Origin of the sequence: Janibacter sp. DB-40, from assembly GCF_029510815.1 — a bacterium.
In the GTDB taxonomy this organism is placed as follows: Bacteria; Actinomycetota; Actinomycetes; order Actinomycetales; family Dermatophilaceae; genus Janibacter.
In genome coordinates this window covers 1,629,061-1,645,927 of the sequence record NZ_CP120360.1, presented here as the reverse complement: position 1 = coordinate 1,645,927, position 16,867 = coordinate 1,629,061, and the positions used below count along the sequence as shown (strand labels likewise).

Sequence of the window (16,867 nt, the reverse complement as noted above, 5' to 3'; positions counted from 1 at the left end):
CGGGGGACCAAATGCTGGACGTACACCCGACTGTGACCTTGGGGCGCCTCCCATCGTCGGCTGACGGGTACGGACGCGGTGCAGCACATCCGCAATCAGTTATATACGGTTGGTCTCGTGAAAAACATTGGGACGGCCTCACCGCTCTTCCGGGGCGTGTTCCTGCTCCCCGCGGGCCTGGCCATGCTCGCCGGCGCCAATGCCGCACTCGTGCTCGTCGGCGTCTGGGCGCCCGCACCGACCGCGCGGGCGGGCGACCTCCACGGGATGCTCATGGTCGGCGGTTTCCTGGCGACGCTCATCGCCTTGGAGCGGGCGGTGGCGCTCCGGCGGGTCTCGGCCTTCGCTGTGCCACTCCTGCTGGGTGCGGGGGGCCTCGCTCTGCTCACCCCGCTGCCCCTTGTGGTGGGTCAGGCCCTGCTGGTCGGCGGTGGCATCGCCCTCGTCACCGTCTATGCCGCCCTCTTCCAGCGCAACCACGACGACGTCGTCCTCGTCGAGCTCCTCGCCGCCCTCCACCTGACGATCGGCGCCGGTCTCTGGCTCCGGCTCGACGTCCCCTGGTTGATGCCGTGGCTCGTGGGCTTCGTCGTCCTCACGATCTGTGCCGAACGGGTCGAGCTGGCTCGGCTGCACATGCCGCCCACCGGCGGACGCACCCTGGTCCTGCACGCCGGGCTCCTGACCGTCACGCTGGTCGCCACGCTGCTGTGGCCGGCTGCCGGGGCGAGGCTCAGCGGCCTGGTCATCGCCTCGCTCGTGCTCTGGCTCGTGCGCAACGACGTCGCTCGGCGGACGATCCGGTCCACGGGTCTCCCACGCTTCAGCGCGGCCGCCCTGCTCGGCGGCTATGTCTGGCTCCTCCTGGCAGCGGTGGTGTGGCTGGTCGGCGGCGCCCAGACGAGCGGCGTCCACTACGACCTGGTGGTGCACGCGGTCATGCTGGGCTTCGCCATCTCGATGGTGATGGCCCACGCCCCGGTGATCCTGCCTGCGGTGCTGCGCCGCCCCCTTCCCTATCGACCGGTGATGTGGGCCCCCTTCGTCCTGCTGCACATCGGCCTGGCGATCCGACTCGTGCCCGGAGACCTCGCCGGCCTGCACACCGTGTGGCAGACGGGAGCGGTCCTCAACGTCGTCGCACTCCTCGCCTTCGTCGTCATCGCCGCCGGGTCGGCCATCGCCGGACCGACTGCCGGGAGGGCCCCATGAGAGGGGTGAGCCGCACCCCGGTGTGGCGCACGTGGTCGCGGCAGAGTCCTCCCCCGACCTTCTCGCTGCCGTCCTCCGTGGCGGGTGTGGGGTGGCTCGTACTCGGCCTCACCACGGCCGTCCTCGCGGCGCTCTCCGTTGCGCCGTCGGCTTCGCTGACGACCGTCCGGGTGGCCGTCCTGCTCGTCGTGGGCTTCGCGCTGCAGGTCGTGCTGGGGGTGACGACGCGGGTCCTTCCCCGTCTGCTCGGGAGGAGCCCGGCAGCTGCGCATGACGCTGCCGTCGAGCTCGAGCGGTGGGGCACCGGCAGAGTGGTCGTGACCAATCTGGGGCTGGCCCTGTGCCTTCTGGCCACCCCTTCGCTCGTGGCCCTCGTCATGGCCGTCCTGGCGGGGCTCGCCCTGGCGCTGGCCCTCCCGCTGCTGGTCCGTGCCGTCCGGGCCGCACGGGCTGCAGGGGGCCGGCGCGATCACCCACAGGCGCAGCACCCGGCGGGGCCGTCGGCTCCCGCCTGGTCGCGTCTGGAGCTGCTCACCGGCGCAGGGATCATTGCGATCGGCACGAGCGTCGGCGTCGGCCTGGACCCGGCCGCCGCAGGTCTGGGGCGGGCGGCCGCCCCCGGTGGCGCCCGGCGCGGTGGCCCGGGGGCCGGTCGTACGCGCCGGGTGCGTGTTCGAGCCCACGACATGCGGTTCCATCCGGAGGAGGTCGCGGTCGACGTGGGTGACCGGCTGGTGATCGAGCTGGAGAACACCGACTCCACCGACGTCCACGACCTGGTCCTGGTCGACGGCACCGCGTCGCCACGGCTCGCCCCCGGCGAGCAGGCGACCTTCGACGTCGGTCCCGTAGTGGCGGACACGCAGGGATGGTGCTCCGTCGTCGGCCACCGTCAGATGGGGATGGTCTTCCGGATCACCGCTACCGGGTCCGTGCACGGCACGCAGGAGCCGGGCCACGACCGCGACGACGAGGCGCCGCGGATCGACTTCAGGGACAGCTGGGGCGAGGACTTCCCCGGGATCGACCCGACCCTGCCGCCCCTGGGGGACTCCTCGGTCCGTGAGGTGAGCCTGAGCATCTCGGAGGTGCCGATCGAGATCGCTCCGGGCGTGACACAGCTGCGCTGGACCTACAACGGCGACTCGTTGGCCCCCACCCTCCACGGACGGGTCGGCGACCGCTTCGTGGTCACCCTGGTCAACGAGGGGACGATGGGTCACTCGATCGACTTCCACGCGAGCGAGGTCGCACCGAACCGGGAGATGCGCACCATCCCGCCCGGCGAGACGTTGCGCTACGAGTTCACGGCCGCTCGCGCAGGGATCTGGATGTACCACTGCGGCACCCCGCCGATGTCGACGCACATCGCCTCGGGGCTCGCCGGGGCGGTCGTCGTCGAGCCCGAGGGCCTGACCGAGGTGGACCGTTCATACGTCATCGCCCAGTCCGAGATCCACCTCGGACCGCAGGGTGAGGCGGTCAACAGCACGAAGGTGGTCGACGACGAGCCCGATGCCGTCGTGTTCAACGGCTACGTCAACCAGTACGTCGACCGCCCGCTGCGGGCGAAGGTGGGCGAACGCATCCGTGTCTGGGCCCTCGACCTGGGACCGAACCGGCCACTGTCGTTCCACGTCGTCGGAGCCCAGTTCGACACGGTGTACAAGGAGGGCAGCTACCGGCTGAAGCGTGGTCGCGGCCCGCTGGACCCACCCGGAACCACCTCGGGCGGATGCCAGTCCCTCGGCCTGCTGGCTGCCCAGGGTGGCTTCGTCGAGCTGACCTTCACGGAGCCGGGCCGCTACCCCTTCGTCAACCACGTCATGAGCGACGGCGAGAAGGGCGCACTGGGCCTGTTCGAGGTCACCTGAGCCCTTGCCCCTGCCGCGGGAGGCCGCGGCTGTCGCCCGGGCAGGGTGGTGCGGTACCGTGCGCTTATAAACACGGGATTGACCGTGTTTAATGACGAGGGAGACGCATGGGACCAGACGGTGCTGCGCGACTCGCACCCGCACGAGGCCGAGCGGGTCAACGGGCTCATGCACTTCCTCGCCCGACTGCCCGCAGAGGCGGGAGCCCCACCCACACAAGCACCCAAGGAGGAGCATGAGCACCGACCAGCAGCTCGATGTCCGCGCGGAGGCCCCGGCCCGGCGCCACACCCTGATCCTGGACACGTACCACGCACTGACCCCGGGATCGGGCTTCGAGCTGGTCAACGACCACGACCCGAAGCCCCTCTACTACCAGTTCGACGCCGAGTACACGGACCAGTTCACCTGGGACTACCTCGAGCAGGGGCCGGAGGTCTGGCGCGTGCGGATCGGCCGCCCGACGGCCTGAGACGAGCACGGGCGCACCCACCAGTGAACGACGAGGGCCGGACCTGCACGAAGCAGGTCCGGCCCTCGCTGATGTTCCGGGACATCACCCGGTCGGGCTGACAGGATTTGAACCTGCGACCCCGTGACCCCCAGTCACGTGCGCTACCAAACTGCGCCACAGCCCGTGGCTGCTCCGTCAGGAGCCACGTCACCTTATCCCACGCGGGCCACGCCGTCCCAATCGACCCGGGGCGTGTGTCGGTGACCCACTCGCGGAGCGGTGCTCAGCGCCGACGGCGCTTCTCGCGCACCCTGACCGAGATCTCGATGGGTGTGCCCTCGAAGCCGAACTCCTCGCGCAGGCGACGCTCCAGGAAGCGCCGGTACCCCGCCTCGAGGAACCCGGAGGCGAAGATGACGAAACGCGGAGGACGGGTGGAGGCCTGGGTCGCGAAGAGGATCCGCGGCTGCTTGCCCCCACGCACTGGGTGCGGGTGGCCCGCCACGATCTCGCCGAGCATCCCGTTGAGGCGTGAGGTCGGAATCCGGCTGTCCCACGAGTCCAGGGCGGTGTCCAGTGCCGGAGTGAGCTTGTCGACGTGGCGACCGGTGAGGGCCGAGACGTTCACGCGCGGCGCCCAGGTGACCTGGATGAGCTCCCGGTCGATCTCCTTCTCGAGGTAGTAGCGCCGCTCCTCGTCGAGCAGGTCCCACTTGTTGTAGGCGATGACCAGTGCCCGGCCGCTGTCCACGACCTGGCTGATGATCCGCAGGTCCTGCTCCGTGATCGGCTCGTGGGTGTCGATGAGGACGACCGCGACCTCGGCCTTCTCCAGTGCGGCCTGGGTGCGCAGCGACGCGTAGAAGTCCGCGCCGCGCGTGTGCTTGACCCGACGGCGGATACCGGCGGTGTCGACGAACGTCCACGGACGCCCACCGAGCTCGATGACCTCGTCCACCGGGTCGCGGGTGGTCCCGGCGACGTCGTCGACGACCACCCGGTCCTCCCCGGCGAGGCGGTTGAGCAGGCTCGACTTGCCCACGTTGGGCCGGCCCAGGAGGGCGACCCGCCGCGGCCCGCCCGCCATCGGGGCCGTGCCCGTGGCGGAGACCTGCGGGAGGACGTCGAGGACGGCGTCGAGGACATCGCCGCTGCCCCGTCCGTGGAGCGCGGACAGGGGCATCGGCTCACCGAGACCGAGGTTCCACAGAGCGGCGGCGTCGGCCTCGAAACGCTGGTCGTCGACCTTGTTGGCCACGAGCACCACCGGCTTGCCCGAGCGGCGCAGCAGCCTGACGACCGCTTCGTCGTCGTCCGTGGCACCGACGATGGCATCGACGACGAAGATCACGACGTCGGCCATCTCGATGGCGATCTCGGCCTGCTCGGCCACCCGCAGGTTGATCCCCTCGGCACCGATCTCCCAGCCACCCGTGTCGAGCAGCGTGAAGTCGCGTCCGGCCCACTCCGCCTCGTAGGCGACGCGGTCCCGGGTGACGCCCGGCGTGTCCTCCACGACCGCCTCGCGGCGACGCAGGATGCGGTTGACGAGCGTCGACTTGCCGACATTCGGCCGCCCGATGATCGCGACGACAGGGAGAGGACCGCTGGGGACCTCCTCGGTCGACTCCTGGAAGCCGTCGATGAGCGCCCGGTCCTCCGGCGTCAGCTCGAAGTCGTCCAGACCCGCGCGCAGGACGCGCTCGACGCCCTCTGCGTACTGGTCGTGACCGGCGTCGGTCGGCTCGGGGGTGGTGTCCACGGTGCTCCTGGTGAAATCGGTGGGGTTGGGCCCATTGTCGCAGTCATCGGGCAGATGACCGGACTCGTCGCGCTCAGCCCGCCCGGGCGGCGCGGACCACGGCCATGACGGCGTCCACCGAGCCGTCGAAGTCCAGCTCGGAGGTGTCGACCACGACGACACCGTCAGCGGCCACGGTGAACTGGGAGACGGTCGAGTCGTCGCGGTCACGCCGCACCACCTGGTCGCGCGTGGCGGCGATCGCGGCCTCGTCGCTGACACCGTGCACCTCGAGGGAGCGACGACGCAGCCGCGCCTCCTCGCTCGCGGTGAGCAGGATCCGCACGGGCGCGTCGGGAGCGACCACGGTGGTGATGTCCCGTCCCTCGGCGACGCACGCACCCCTGCGGGCCGCGATGTCGTCGATGAGCGCCCGCTGGCGACGGCCCATCTCGGTGCGCACGGCCGGCACGGTCGCCACCCGTGAGACCTGGGAGGAGATGCCGCTGCTGCGGATCGCCTCGGCGACGTCAGTGCCGCCGACGTGCACGGAGGGGGCAGCGGGGTCGTCCCCGATCTCCAGCGGCAACGACCGTGCCGCTGCGGCGACGGCCTCGTGGTCGAGCAGGTCGACCTCGTCGTGCAGGCACCACCACGTCAGCGCCCGGTACATCGCTCCCGTGTCCAGGTAACCGGCGCCGATCGTGCTGGCGACGGTCCTCGAGACACTCGACTTCCCTGATCCGGAGGGTCCGTCGACGGCGATGACGAAGGGGGTGGGCTGGCTGGTCACGAGGGGTCAGCCTAGTCGGTGCTCAGCCGTGGATCTGCCAGCCCCGCGACTGCAGGGCCTCGGTGAGGGGACCGGCGACCTGTGGCAGCACGTGGACCTCGGCGAGCCCGAAGGGCAGCCCGATGCCGTGGTCGAGGCGCAGGTCCTCGAGATTGACGCCTTCCTCGCCGATCTCGACGAGCAGCCTGGCCAGCTCACCGGGGCTGTCGTCGACGACGACGCTGACGACCGAGTAGGCGTCCGTCCCGGCACCGTGCTTGCCCGGCAGTCGCGAGTGGCCGGCGTTGCCGTCGGCGATGCTGCGCGCCAGGACGGCCCGGGCGCCGGGTGCATCGGCCACGTCGTCCTCGCTGTCACCCAGGGCGTCCAGGGCGCCGACGACTCGGGTGAGGTCCGCGGACAGGTCGCGCAGGATCGAGGCCACGGCGGGTGCGTTGCCGGACAGGATCTGCGTCCACAGGCCCGGGTCGCTGGCGGCGATCCGGGTGACATCGCGCACGCCCTGGCCGGCGAGACCGATGGCCTGCTCGCTCAGGTGCTCCAGACGGGCGGCGACGAGCGAAGCAGCGACCTGGGGCACGTGCGAGACGGCGGCGACCGCGGCGTCGTGGTCGAGCGGGCTGAGCGTGCTCACCGCGGCGCCCGTCGCCCGGGCGAGCCGTGCCACGAGCTCGGTGGCCCTCGGGTCGGTGGTCTCGTGCGGGCAGAGGACCCAGGACCGGCCCTCGAAGAGGTCGGCGCGGCCACTGATGGCACCCGAGCGTTCGCGCCCGGCCATCGGGTGGGACCCCACGTACCGGTGGATGGGCACCCCTGCGCGCACGACGTCGGCGAGGATCACCTGCTTGACCGACGTGACATCCGTGACCACGGCCTCCGGCCACCGCCGCAGCGACTCCAGCACGATCCCGGGCGCGACATCCGGGGGCGTGGCCACGACCACGAGACCGGGTGCCACCTCGCCGGTGATCCTCCCGGCGCCGAGGTCACGGGCCAGCGCCACCGAGGTCTCGGACTGGTCCTCGAGGGAGACGTCGACGCCGACCCCCGGAGGGCCAGGCCGACGCTCGTGCCGATCAGCCCGGCCCCGACGATGTGCACGGGTGGGAGGCCGGAGGCGGCCCCCTTCGCCTCCGCCGAGGTCGTCACAGCCCCGCGGCCTTGTACAGCTTGCCGATCTCGTCGCGGTTGAGCGGCCGCCACCGGCCGGACTTGGTCGAGCCCAGCGTGATCGGACCGACCTGCGTGCGCACCAGGGAGAGCACCGGGTGGCCCACCTGCTCGAGCATGCGCCGCACGATGTGCTTGCGCCCCTCGTGGAGGATCACCTCGACGATCGCCTTGCCGGGGCGCGAGTCGATGATCCGGAAGGAGTCGACCGAGACCGGCCCGTCGTCGAGCTCGATGCCCTCGCGCAGGCGCTTGCCCAGGTCCTTGGCGACCGGCCCGGGCACCTCGGCGACGTAGGTCTTGAGCACACCGTGGGCGGGGTGCTGGAGCCGGTGGGCCAGGTCCCCGTCGTTGGTGAGGATGAGCAGGCCCTCCGTGTCGGCGTCGAGCCGACCGACGTGGAAGAGACGCTCCGGCCGCCCCGCCACGTAGTCGCCGATGTTGAGCCGACCGAGCTCGTCGGACATGGTCGTGACGACCCCGACGGGCTTGTTGAAGGCGAGGTACACCCGCGACTCGTCCAGCTGCACCCGCTCGCCGTCGACGTGCACCGTCTGGTGGAGGGGGTCGACCCGCACGCCGAGCTCGGTGACCACGTGGCCGTCGACCATGACGCGGCCGTCGGTGATCAGCTGCTCGCACGCCCGGCGCGAGCCGATGCCCGCCGCGGCGAGGACCTTCTGCAGCCGGGTGCCCTTGGGGTCGTGGACGTCGATCTGCGGGCCGGTGGGCTCGGGCGGGGCGAGGTCGGGCTGCCCGGGCCGGGTGCGCCCGGTCGTGCCGCGCTCGGGCTGCTGGCGACCTCCTTGGCCACGCCGGCGCTGACCGGGGCCGCGGTTGGGTCCGCGGCCGCTGGGTGCGCCGGATCCGCCGGAAGGGCGTCGGTTGCTGGGCGGTGTCATGGTCGGGCCTCACTCACGAGATCGTCGAGCACTGCGGCATCGGGAAGGTAGGGGGCGAGCGGGGGCAGGTCGTCCAGGGAGTTCAGCCCCATCCGCTCGAGGAAGTACGCAGTCGTCCCATACAGGGTCGCACCGGACTCCTCGTCCTTGGTGACCTCCGTGATCAGGCCGCGCGTGAGCAGGGTACGCACCACGCCGTCGACGTTCACACCGCGCACGGCTCCGACACGGGCCCGCGAGACGGGCTGGCGGTACGCGATGACCGCGAGGGTCTCAAGCGAGGCCCGCGTCAGCTTCGCCTGCTGCCCGTCGAGGACGAAGCGCTCGACGACCGGCGCGTAGGCCGCGTGGCTGTAGAAGCGCCACCCGCCGCCGACGTTGCGGACGGTGAAGCCGTGGTCCCCGCCGGAGTACTGGTCCTCGATCTCCGCCAGGACGGTGCGCACCTCCTCGACGGGGAGCTCGAGCACGGACGCGAGGGCGACGTCGGTGACGGGCTCCTCGACGACCATGAGGACGGCCTCGATCGCCCCCTTCGCTCCCCCGGGGAGCTCGCCGACGTCGAAGGCGACCTGGACGTCCTCGCCCTCGGGCCCGGGCACGTCCGCCTCCACGGGCGCGTCGGCGTGGTCGGTGGGCTCACTCATCGTTGTTCTCTCCATCATCGGGCGAAGGGGGCGGTGCCTCCCCCTCGTCGAACTCGGCACCGACGTCCACGGTGCCCTCATCGCTCCCGGTCCACCGCACGTCCAGCTCGCCGAGCGCCTCGGCCTGGTCGAAGACGACCTGCTGGTCGCGGAAGAGCTCCAGCAGCGCCAGGAAGCGTGCGACGACCATCAGGGTCGAGTCCGCGTCCCGGACGAGCGTGCGGAAGGAGAGCGCACCCTCGGTGCGCAGGCGGTCGACGACGAGGAGCGCCTGCTCGCGCACGCTCACCGCGGACGCGTGCAGGTGGGTCAGGCCGACGGTCTCCGGCTCCTTGGGCGTCAGCGTCCGGGCGGCCACCATGGCCAGCTGCTCGGGGGTGACGGTCATGACCAGCTCCGGCAGGAGCGTGGCGAGGTGCGGCTCGAGGCCGGCCTGGCGGGGGGTCATCCGACCGGTCGTGGCCATCGTCGCCTCGACGTGGTCGGCGACGTCCTTGAACGCGCGGTACTGCAGCAGCCGCGCGAAGAGCAGGTCCCGGGCCTCGATCAGCTCGAGGTCGTCCTCGTCCGTCTCCCGGGTGTCGGGCAGCAGCCGGGCGGCCTTGATGTCGAGCAGCGTCGCGGCGACGAGCAGGAACTCGCTGGTCTGCCCCAGGTCCCACGCGGGCTCGCTCGCCTGCAGCGCGCGCAGGTGCGCCATGAACTCATCGGTGACCCTGGCCAGGGCGATCTCGGTGATGTCCAGCTGGTGCTTGGAGATCAGGCCGAGCAGCAGGTCGAAGGGACCCTCGAAGTTGTCCAGGTGGACGGTGAAGGCCGTCTCGGACCCGCGTGTGGTGATGACCCCGCCGGGGACCGCGGTGTCGGCGCCGTCCACGGCCGTCAGGGCGACCCGCCGCGCGAGATGAGCTCGCGTGCCAGCTGCCGGTAGGCATTGGCCCCGGAGTGGCCCGTGGCGTAGGTGGTGATCGGCTCGGCGGCGAGCGTCGCGTCGGGGAACTTCACCGTCCGGGAGATGACGGTGTGGAAGACCTTGTCGCCGAAGTGCTCCACGACCGACTCGACGACCTCGCGGCTGTGCAGGGTACGGCCGTCGTACATCGTCCCGAGGATCCCGTCGATGCTCAGTGCGGGGTTGAGCCGGTCGGTGATCTTGTCGATCGTCTCGACGAGGAGGGCGACGCCACGCATGGCGAAGTACTCCGTCTCCAGCGGGATGATCACGCCGTGGGCGGCGGTCAGCGCGTTGACGGTGAGCAGCCCGAGGGATGGCTGGCAGTCGATGAGGATGACGTCGTAGTCGTCGACGACGGGACGCAGGACGCGGGCCAGGATCTGCTCGCGCGCGACCTCACCGACGAGCTGGACCTCCGCGGCCGACAGGTCGATGTTGGCCGGGGCGACGTCCAGGCCCTCGACGGAGGTGTGCTGGATGATCTCGCTGATGTCGTGGCCGCGCGAGACGAGCAGGTCGTAGATCGTCGTGTCGAGCGAGTGCGTGGGGACACCGAGACCGACGGACAGCGCGCCCTGCGGGTCGAAGTCGACGAGCAGGACACGGCGTCCGGCCTCGACGAGCGCTGCGCCGAGGTTGATCGTCGTGGTCGTCTTGCCGACGCCGCCCTTCTGGTTGCACATGGCGATGATGCGTGCGGGGCCGTGGGAGTCCAACGGCTGTGGTTCCGGGAAGGTCGGCAGGGGTCGACCGGTCGGCCCGTTCTGGGTCCATTCGTGCTCGATGTCGAGCGGCGGCGTCACCTCGGATGCCACAGTCGGATCACTCCATCGCGTCTCGCGTGCGTTCAGCGTCTCGCTGATCGATCAGCGATGACACTATCAGCGCGCGCGGGGATGACTCTGCGCGTAGACCTCACGCAGTTGCTGGACGGTCACCATCGTGTAGATCTGCGTGGTCGTCACGGAGGCGTGGCCGAGCAGCTCCTGGACCACCCGGACGTCGGCGCCCCCCTCGAGCAGGTGCGTGGCGAAGGAGTGCCGGAGGGTGTGCGGCGAGACGTGTCCGGTCAGACCGGCTCGTTGCGCTGCTGCGGTGATGACGGCCCAGGCGCTCTGCCGTGACAATCGGGCACCGCGCTGGTTGAGGAAGAGCGCGGGGCCCGCTCTCCCCTTCGCCCCCAGGCCGGGACGTCCCCGCACCAGCCAGGCCTCCACGGCCTCGCAGGCGTAGGAGCCGAGCGGCACGATCCGCTCCTTGCCTCCCTTGCCCAGGAGCCGGGCCGCCCCCACCTCGAGATCGAGGTCGTCCACGTCCAGACCGACCGCCTCGGAGATCCTGGCCCCCGTGCCGTACAGCACCTCGAGCAGCGCCCGGTCGCGCAGCGGCAGGGCACCGTCGCCGACACCGGCCGCGTCGAGCAGGCGGGTGACCTCCGTGACGCTGATGGCCTTGGGCAGGCGCGAAGGGGGCGCCGGCGGGGCCACGTCCTCGGCCGGGTCGTGCGTGGTCTCCCCCTCAAGGGCGAGGAACCGGTGCAGCCCGCGCACGGCGGTGAGGGAGCGGGCGGCCGAGCTGGCCGCCAGCGGAGGATGCTCGTCGTCACCGGAGCGGAGCGAGGCGAGGAACTCGGCGACGTGCGCCTCGGTGACCTCGGTGGGGGTGGTGACGCCCCGGGTCGCCAAGTGGTCGAGGTAGCGCCGGGCGTCCCGGGTGTAGGCGGTCAGGGTGTGGGCGGAGACTCCTCGCTCGACGTCCAGCTGCGTCAGCCAGGTCCGCACGGCCCGCTCCATGGGGGTCGTGCTCACGGGACAGCGCTCCCCTTCCGCGGACGTTCACGTGGCTTCGTTGAGCCGTGGACACCCCATTGTGCCCACGGGTGGCGAAGCCACGCCGGGAGTTTAGGGCGGCGTGCGCGACGGAGACCATGCCTGTGTCCGATTCGCAATGATCACTCGATTGGGCGGGGGCTCTGCAGCTGGCCTGTCCGTGGGTGGTCCTTCGTGCCTACGCTCCTGCTCCACCTCGCGGTCAGTGCCCGTGAGGTGGAGCAGGAGCGTAGGCAGTTGGATCTTCGGCTGCGTCGCCCCAGCACACCGGGCCGGCGTCGGTGCCGGCGTCTCTCGTCCACAAGCACCTTCCTGTCCGGGCACGGCCCACGCATCGTCCGTCTCCGCGCTCACGTCGGCCCAGGCGGGTGTGCAGTAGGGACATGGATCCGTCCGGAGACGACGACGAAGGGGACATCACGTGCCCGATGTCCTGCACGTGGTGCGCCGATCAGGGCGATGGTGCATGTGAGGACTGCCTGCCCTGTCTCTTCTGGCCCCGTCCGGCACCGACCGAGAAGGCCGGCCCCTCATCACTGCCGGGCAGGACCTCGCCCGTGCTGTCGGACGTCCTCGCCCGCGAGCGTGCGCGGATCACCCTCGGGCGGCGGATCGGTCTCGTGCTGAGACGTCATCGACGGGAGAACCGTCACAGTCAACGCGAGACGGCACAGGAGATCGGGTGGAGTCGCTCCGCCCTCGCCAGGGCCGAGGTCGATGCGGCTGCCCTCCCCCTCCACAAGGTCGAGGCCCTACTGGCGCTGACCGGCCACCGTCTCGCCATCGTCCCCGAGACCGTTGAGACCGCCAGCGCTCTCGGCGAGGAGAGTGACGTGGCGTGGGGGGTCCCTGATCTCGTGGCTCGTGATGCCGGCAGACGACGACTGCCGACCACCGGCGCAGTGCGCCTCCGGTCCTCGACCGAGCGCCTGGTCGACGGACGCGGCACCGGCCACGAAGGGCCTTGGGTGTGGACGCGCGCCCGGTGACCGTGCTGCACGTGGTGCACCGAGACGCTCTCACTCCTCCAGACGCACGACCTGCGGGTGCAGGTCGTGCTCCGGGCAGGCCCACGTGGAGGCCTCCGCGTCGACCTGGTCACCGGAGCGGATGTCCTTGACCTGGTCCCCCGTCTCCCCCGCACCCGGGAACCACACGAAGGGGATCCCGCGACGCTCCGCGAAACGGATCTGCTTGCCGAACTTCGCCGCGGCCGGTGACACCTCGCACGGGATCCCCCGCGACCGCAGCGCGGTGGCCACGGCCACCGACGCCGACCGGCTCCCTTCGTCCGTCACCGCCACGAGGACCGCTGAGGGGGTCTTGCGGCTCGCTCCGACCAGGCCCTTGCCGAGCAGCAGGCCGAGCAGCCGGGAGAGGCCGATGGAGATGCCGACGCCGGGGTAGGTGTTCCTGCCGTCGCTCGCGAGCTCGTCGTAGCGACCGCCGGAGCAGAAGGAGCCCCAGGACTCGTACCCGACGAGCTGCGTCTCGTAGACCGTGCCGGTGTAGTAGTCGAGCCCGCGGGCGATGCGCAGGTCGGCGACCATCGCACCGGGTGCGGCCGCTGCACCGGTCTCGATGACCGCGGCCAGCGCGCTGAGGCCCTCGTCGAGGACGGGGTGTGCCACGCCGAGGTCGCGGACGCGCTCGACGAAGGAGGTGTCCTGCGTGCGGATCGCGGCCAGGTCGAGGCAGGCCTGCGCCTGCTCGGGCGTGCGGCCGGCCTCGACGAGGAGGGCAGCAACCTTGTCCGGACCGATCTTGTCCAGCTTGTCGACGATGCGCAGGGTGTCCTGGATCTCGGAGGGGTCGTCCGCACCAATGCCCAGCCCGCGGTAGAAGCCCTCAGGGATCTTGCGGTTGTTGACCTGGATGACCATCTCGGGGATGGGCAGCCCGGCGAAGATCTCGGCCATGACCAGTGGCATCTCCGCCTCGAAGTGGGGCGCCAGCTCCCCCACGTCGACGACGTCGATGTCGCACTGGGTGAACTCGCGGTAGCGCCCCTCCTGGGGCCGCTCGCCACGCCACACCTTCTGGATCTGGTGGCGACGGAAGGGGAAGTTCAGCCGGCCTGCGTTCTCCACCACGTAGCGGGCGAAGGGCACGGTCAGGTCGAAGTGCAGCCCGAGCTCCGCCTCCGAGCGTCCCTCACCGCCCTCGTCGGCGAGGCGGTGGATGCCGTAGATCTCCTTGTCGGCATCACCGCCCTTGCCGAGCAGGCGCTCCACCGGCTCGACCGAGCGTGTCTCGATCGACGGGAAGCCGTGCAGCTCGAAGGTGGAGCGGATGACGTCGAGGAAGTGCTGCTCGATGATCCGCTGCTCGGGCAGGTACTCCGGGAACCCGGACAGGGGCGTGACCTTGGTCGGCCGGGGGTTGCTCATGACAGTCCTTGCAGGTACGGGTTGGTCGCCTTCTCGCGGGCCAGCGTGGTCGCCGGGCCGTGGCCGGGCAGGACGAGGCTGGAGTCGGGACGCGGATGGACGACGTCGCGGAGGGAGCGCTGCATGGCCTCCGCCGACCCCCCGGGGAGGTCGGTGCGGCCGATCGACCCGGCGAAGATCACGTCCCCGGTGATGAGGGTGCGATCGACCTCGGCCTCGTCCGGGATGCCGTCGGGCAGGCCGGGAAGGGAGAACATCACCGATCCCTCGGTGTGGCCGGGCGCGTGGACGACGTCCAGGTCGATACCGGCCACCGAGACGGTCTCGCTGTCGGTCACCTCGACAACGCGCTCGGGCTCGCGCCAGGTCGCCTTCCTGCCGAACTGCTGCTCGAGCATCCCCGTCAGCTGGTCGCCGAGCGAGGAGCTGCCGAGCGGATCGACGAGGCGATAGCGGTCGTCGGAGTGGATGTAGGCCGCCAGCTCGCCACCGCAGACCGGGGTCACCGAGTAGACGTGGTCGATGTGACCGTGGGTCAGCAGCACCGCGGCCGGCTTGAGCCGGTGGGTCGTGAGGACCTCACGGAGGGTCTCCTCGATCCCGATGCCGGGGTCGACGACGAGACACTCCTCGCCGGGTCCGTCCGCGAGGACATAGCAGTTCGTTCCGAAGGCCTGCGCCGGGAAGGAGAAGGTCAGCACGCACCGAACCCTACGTGGAGGCCTGCATCCGACGTGTGAATGGGTAACCTCGGGAGTGTGAGCGACGAGACAGATGCCCCGCGCCCCACGGCGCCCTCGCCAGCAGCCCTGGCCAAGCTGGCTCCCACCCGACCGGCCGTGACCCCGGCCCCCGAGATCCAAGGGGTCACGGACGACCACAGCGCGTCCGCGGCCTTCGGCCGGGCCGACGAGGAAGGACGCGTCTTCGTCCGCGACGGGGACGAGGAACGCGAGGTCGGTTCCTACCCGGGTGCCTCGCCGGAGGAGGCTCTGCAGTACTTCGCCCGCAAGTACGACGAGCTCTTCGCCTCCGCCGGACTGCTGCGTCAGCGCCTCGACTCCCCCGAGGTCACCGCCAAGGAGATCGCGGACGGGCTGAAGTCCCTGCACGAGCACGCCGACAAGCCCAATGTCGTCGGCGACCTGCCGGCCCTGGCCGCCCTGATCGCCGAGGTCGACGCAGGACTGGCCGAGAAGCGCAAGCACGAGGCGAGCGAGCGCGCCGAGGCGAAGAAGGTGGCCGCGGCCGAGCGCGAGGTCATCGTCGCCGAGGCGGAGAAGATCGCCGCGCAGCCGGTCGAGAAGGTCCAGTGGAAGCAGTCCACCGCCCGCATGCGGGAGCTGTTGGACGAGTGGAAGGCGCACCAGCGCGGCAAGGTCCGGCTGGACAAGGACGTCGAGGCACCCCTCTGGCAGCGCTTCTCCAAGGCCCGCAACGGCTTCGACAAGGCACGCCGTGCCCACTTCGCCAAGCTCGAGCAGTCCCGTGGGGAGATCAAGGCCCACAAGGAGGAGCTCGTGGCCGAGGCCGAGCGCCTGTCGACCTCCACGGACTGGAACGCCACCGCCGGGGCGTTCAAGCGCCTGATGGACCAGTGGCGCCGGGCCGGCCGCGCGGGCCGGGCCGACGACGACCGGCTCTGGGAGCGGTTCCGCACCGCCCAGGACGCCTTCTTCAACGCCAAGGACGCCGAGGCGGCCAAGGAGGACGAGGCCTTCCGCGGCAACCTCGCCGTCAAGGAGGGCATCCTCGCCGAGGCCGAGGCGCTCCTGCCGGTCAAGGACCTGGAGAAGACCAAGGCCGCGCTGCGTGACATCCAGGAGCGCTGGGAGGCGGCGGGCAAGGTGCCGCGTGGTGACATCGACCGCATGGAGAAGGGCATGCGCCGCGTCGAGCAGACCGTGCGCGACGCCGAGGACCAGAAGTGGTCCTCGGTCAACCCGGAGAAGTCGGCTCGCGCGGCGTCCATGGTCACCCAGCTCGAGTCCAAGGTGACCGACCTCGAGTCGGACCTGGAGCGGGCCGAGGCGAAGGGGGACGCCTCCCGGGCGAGGAGGGTCCGCGAGCAGATCGAGGCCCAGCAGATGTGGCTGGACCAGGCCCGCAAGGGGCTGGACGAGTTCGGCGGCTGACCTTCTCCCAACCGCGGCCCGGGGAGCCCCGAGATCACGACATGGTCGGTCTGGGGGCTCCCTTCGTGAGCGGCGCGGTGCCCGTGCGGACCGCAGACGGGGGGCGCGGACGCGTGAGGAACAGCGGATAGAGCGGGACACAGGCGAGTGCGAAGGCGATCAGCTGCAACAGGTTGAGCAGGCCCTCCGAGATCAGGACGAGAATGCTCAGGTGGAGGCACACCCCCACCACCACCGAGATCACCCTCACCCGCGGCAGCCACAGGCCCACCGCGAGAACCACGGCCTCGGTCACCACCGTGGCCACCGCCATCGGCTGGAAGATCCAGTCCGGGAGGGCATCACCCACCCATGTGGACAAGGGGCCCCCGGACAGGAACTCATGATTGATCTTGGACAGACCGGCGAACAGGTAGAGGGCGCTCAGCTGGGTCATCATCAGCAGCTGCGGCCACCACGGCACATCCGGCCGGTGTTCGGGACGACGCACCGGGCTGTAGACCCGGTCGGACTCGGCGAACGCCAGACAGGCAACGAGCAGCACCACCAGAATCTGGTGGCTACTGTAGGTCTGCTGGTCCCACAGCAGCACCGTCGTCGTGGTGAGTGAGTAGATGACGGCTCCGCCGGCGGTCCCGATGCCGACGATGATCATCACCGTCGCTGTCACTGCGATCGCCATCACCACCAACGCGGCAGTAGGGGTGATCGTCGGCGCCCAGGCGAAGTAGGGCACGGTCAGCTTCCCCGAGGAGAGGCCGGTGT

At 70.8% G+C, this 16,867-nt stretch carries 16 protein-coding genes and 1 tRNA gene; 5 read left to right on the top strand and 12 right to left on the bottom strand.

Annotated elements, in window-relative coordinates:
* Nucleotides 1-117 precede the first annotated feature (117 nt).
* The 3 genes from PVE36_RS07755 (at nt 118) to PVE36_RS07745 (ending at nt 3,558) form a co-directional block, all read left to right on the top strand.
* Nucleotides 118-1,212 carry a hypothetical protein gene (locus tag PVE36_RS07755; protein WP_277455694.1) on the top strand — a complete coding sequence of 365 codons (1,095 nt, stop codon included), beginning with the start codon at nt 118-120 and terminating at the stop codon, nt 1,210-1,212.
* Nucleotides 1,209-3,086, top strand: a complete 1,878-nt coding sequence (locus tag PVE36_RS07750) for a multicopper oxidase domain-containing protein (RefSeq protein ID WP_277455692.1) — start codon at nt 1,209-1,211, stop codon at nt 3,084-3,086. The genes PVE36_RS07755 and PVE36_RS07750 overlap by 4 nt, the downstream gene beginning before the upstream one ends.
* Nucleotides 3,087-3,321: 235 nt before the next feature.
* Complete coding sequence (locus tag PVE36_RS07745) at nt 3,322-3,558, top strand: DUF2249 domain-containing protein (protein WP_277455691.1); 237 nt, start codon at nt 3,322-3,324, stop codon at nt 3,556-3,558.
* A 92-nt stretch (nt 3,559-3,650) separates the two neighbouring features.
* Here PVE36_RS07745 and PVE36_RS07740 read toward each other — a convergent pair.
* The 9 genes from PVE36_RS07740 to xerD all read right to left on the bottom strand — a co-directional run bounded on the left by PVE36_RS07740 (nt 3,651) and on the right by xerD (nt 11,541).
* A tRNA-Pro gene (locus tag PVE36_RS07740) sits at nt 3,651-3,724 on the bottom strand.
* 99 nt (nt 3,725-3,823) lie between these two features.
* On the bottom strand, nt 3,824-5,236 hold the full coding sequence (gene der, locus PVE36_RS07735; protein WP_277455786.1) for a ribosome biogenesis GTPase Der: 1,413 nt from the start codon (nt 5,234-5,236) through the stop codon (nt 3,824-3,826).
* A 139-nt stretch (nt 5,237-5,375) separates the two neighbouring features.
* The gene (cmk, locus tag PVE36_RS07730; protein WP_277455690.1) at nt 5,376-6,074 is read right to left on the bottom strand and encodes a (d)CMP kinase; all 699 of its coding nucleotides are present in this window, start codon (nt 6,072-6,074) and stop codon (nt 5,376-5,378) included.
* Between the two features lie 22 nt (nt 6,075-6,096).
* Nucleotides 6,097-7,077 (bottom strand): prephenate dehydrogenase, encoded by a 981-nt coding sequence (locus PVE36_RS07725; RefSeq protein ID WP_346780633.1) that lies wholly within the window; start codon nt 7,075-7,077, stop codon nt 6,097-6,099.
* 142 nt (nt 7,078-7,219) lie between these two features.
* On the bottom strand, nt 7,220-8,146 hold the full coding sequence (locus PVE36_RS07720) for a pseudouridine synthase (protein ID WP_277455689.1): 927 nt from the start codon (nt 8,144-8,146) through the stop codon (nt 7,220-7,222).
* Entirely contained in the window at nt 8,143-8,793 is a 651-nt protein-coding gene (scpB, locus tag PVE36_RS07715; protein WP_277455688.1) for an SMC-Scp complex subunit ScpB, read from the bottom strand. Before scpB ends, PVE36_RS07720 begins: the two co-directional genes overlap by 4 nt.
* Nucleotides 8,786-9,670 (bottom strand): ScpA family protein, encoded by an 885-nt coding sequence (locus tag PVE36_RS07710; RefSeq protein WP_277455687.1) that lies wholly within the window; start codon nt 9,668-9,670, stop codon nt 8,786-8,788. Before PVE36_RS07710 ends, scpB begins: the two co-directional genes overlap by 8 nt.
* 5 nt (nt 9,671-9,675) lie before the next feature.
* The gene (locus PVE36_RS07705) at nt 9,676-10,563 is read right to left on the bottom strand and encodes an AAA family ATPase (protein ID WP_277455686.1); all 888 of its coding nucleotides are present in this window, start codon (nt 10,561-10,563) and stop codon (nt 9,676-9,678) included.
* Between the two features lie 66 nt (nt 10,564-10,629).
* Nucleotides 10,630-11,541 (bottom strand): site-specific tyrosine recombinase XerD, encoded by a 912-nt coding sequence (gene xerD, locus PVE36_RS07700; RefSeq protein ID WP_277455785.1) that lies wholly within the window; start codon nt 11,539-11,541, stop codon nt 10,630-10,632.
* A gap of 593 nt (nt 11,542-12,134) precedes the next feature.
* Here xerD and PVE36_RS07695 point away from each other — a divergent pair.
* Nucleotides 12,135-12,566: a helix-turn-helix transcriptional regulator gene (locus PVE36_RS07695; protein WP_277455685.1), complete on the top strand. Its 432-nt coding sequence runs from the start codon at nt 12,135-12,137 to the stop codon at nt 12,564-12,566.
* Nucleotides 12,567-12,596: 30 nt separating this feature from the next.
* Here the strand turns inward: PVE36_RS07695 and hisS are convergent, their stop codons facing one another.
* Together hisS and PVE36_RS07685 are read right to left on the bottom strand one after the other, a co-directional pair.
* The gene (gene hisS / locus PVE36_RS07690) at nt 12,597-13,967 is read right to left on the bottom strand and encodes a histidine--tRNA ligase (RefSeq protein WP_277455683.1); all 1,371 of its coding nucleotides are present in this window, start codon (nt 13,965-13,967) and stop codon (nt 12,597-12,599) included.
* Entirely contained in the window at nt 13,964-14,668 is a 705-nt protein-coding gene (locus tag PVE36_RS07685; protein WP_277455681.1) for an MBL fold metallo-hydrolase, read from the bottom strand. Before PVE36_RS07685 ends, hisS begins: the two co-directional genes overlap by 4 nt.
* A gap of 57 nt (nt 14,669-14,725) precedes the next feature.
* Here PVE36_RS07685 and PVE36_RS07680 point away from each other — a divergent pair, with 57 nt between their 5' ends.
* Nucleotides 14,726-16,102, top strand: a complete 1,377-nt coding sequence (locus PVE36_RS07680) for a DUF349 domain-containing protein (RefSeq protein WP_277455679.1) — start codon at nt 14,726-14,728, stop codon at nt 16,100-16,102.
* Nucleotides 16,103-16,136: 34 nt separating this feature from the next.
* On the opposite strand, the gene PVE36_RS07675 is transcribed toward PVE36_RS07680, so the two are convergent.
* Entirely contained in the window at nt 16,137-16,838 is a 702-nt protein-coding gene (locus tag PVE36_RS07675; protein WP_277455676.1) for an HTTM domain-containing protein, read from the bottom strand.
* Between the last annotated feature and the right edge of the window lie 29 nt (nt 16,839-16,867).

Excerpts from the sequence above, each read along its gene's own strand:
- PVE36_RS07750 (WP_277455692.1), top strand. The coding sequence starts at position 1,209 with ATGAGAGGGGTGAGCCGCACCCCGGTGTGGCGCACGTGGTCGCGGCAG.
- PVE36_RS07745 (WP_277455691.1), top strand. The coding sequence starts at position 3,322 with ATGAGCACCGACCAGCAGCTCGATGTCCGCGCGGAGGCCCCGGCCCGG.
- PVE36_RS07720 (WP_277455689.1), bottom strand. The coding sequence starts at position 8,146 with ATGACACCGCCCAGCAACCGACGCCCTTCCGGCGGATCCGGCGCACCC.
- scpB (WP_277455688.1), bottom strand. The coding sequence starts at position 8,793 with ATGAGTGAGCCCACCGACCACGCCGACGCGCCCGTGGAGGCGGACGTG.
- xerD (WP_277455785.1), bottom strand. The coding sequence starts at position 11,541 with ATGGAGCGGGCCGTGCGGACCTGGCTGACGCAGCTGGACGTCGAGCGA.
- hisS (WP_277455683.1), bottom strand. The coding sequence starts at position 13,967 with ATGAGCAACCCCCGGCCGACCAAGGTCACGCCCCTGTCCGGGTTCCCG.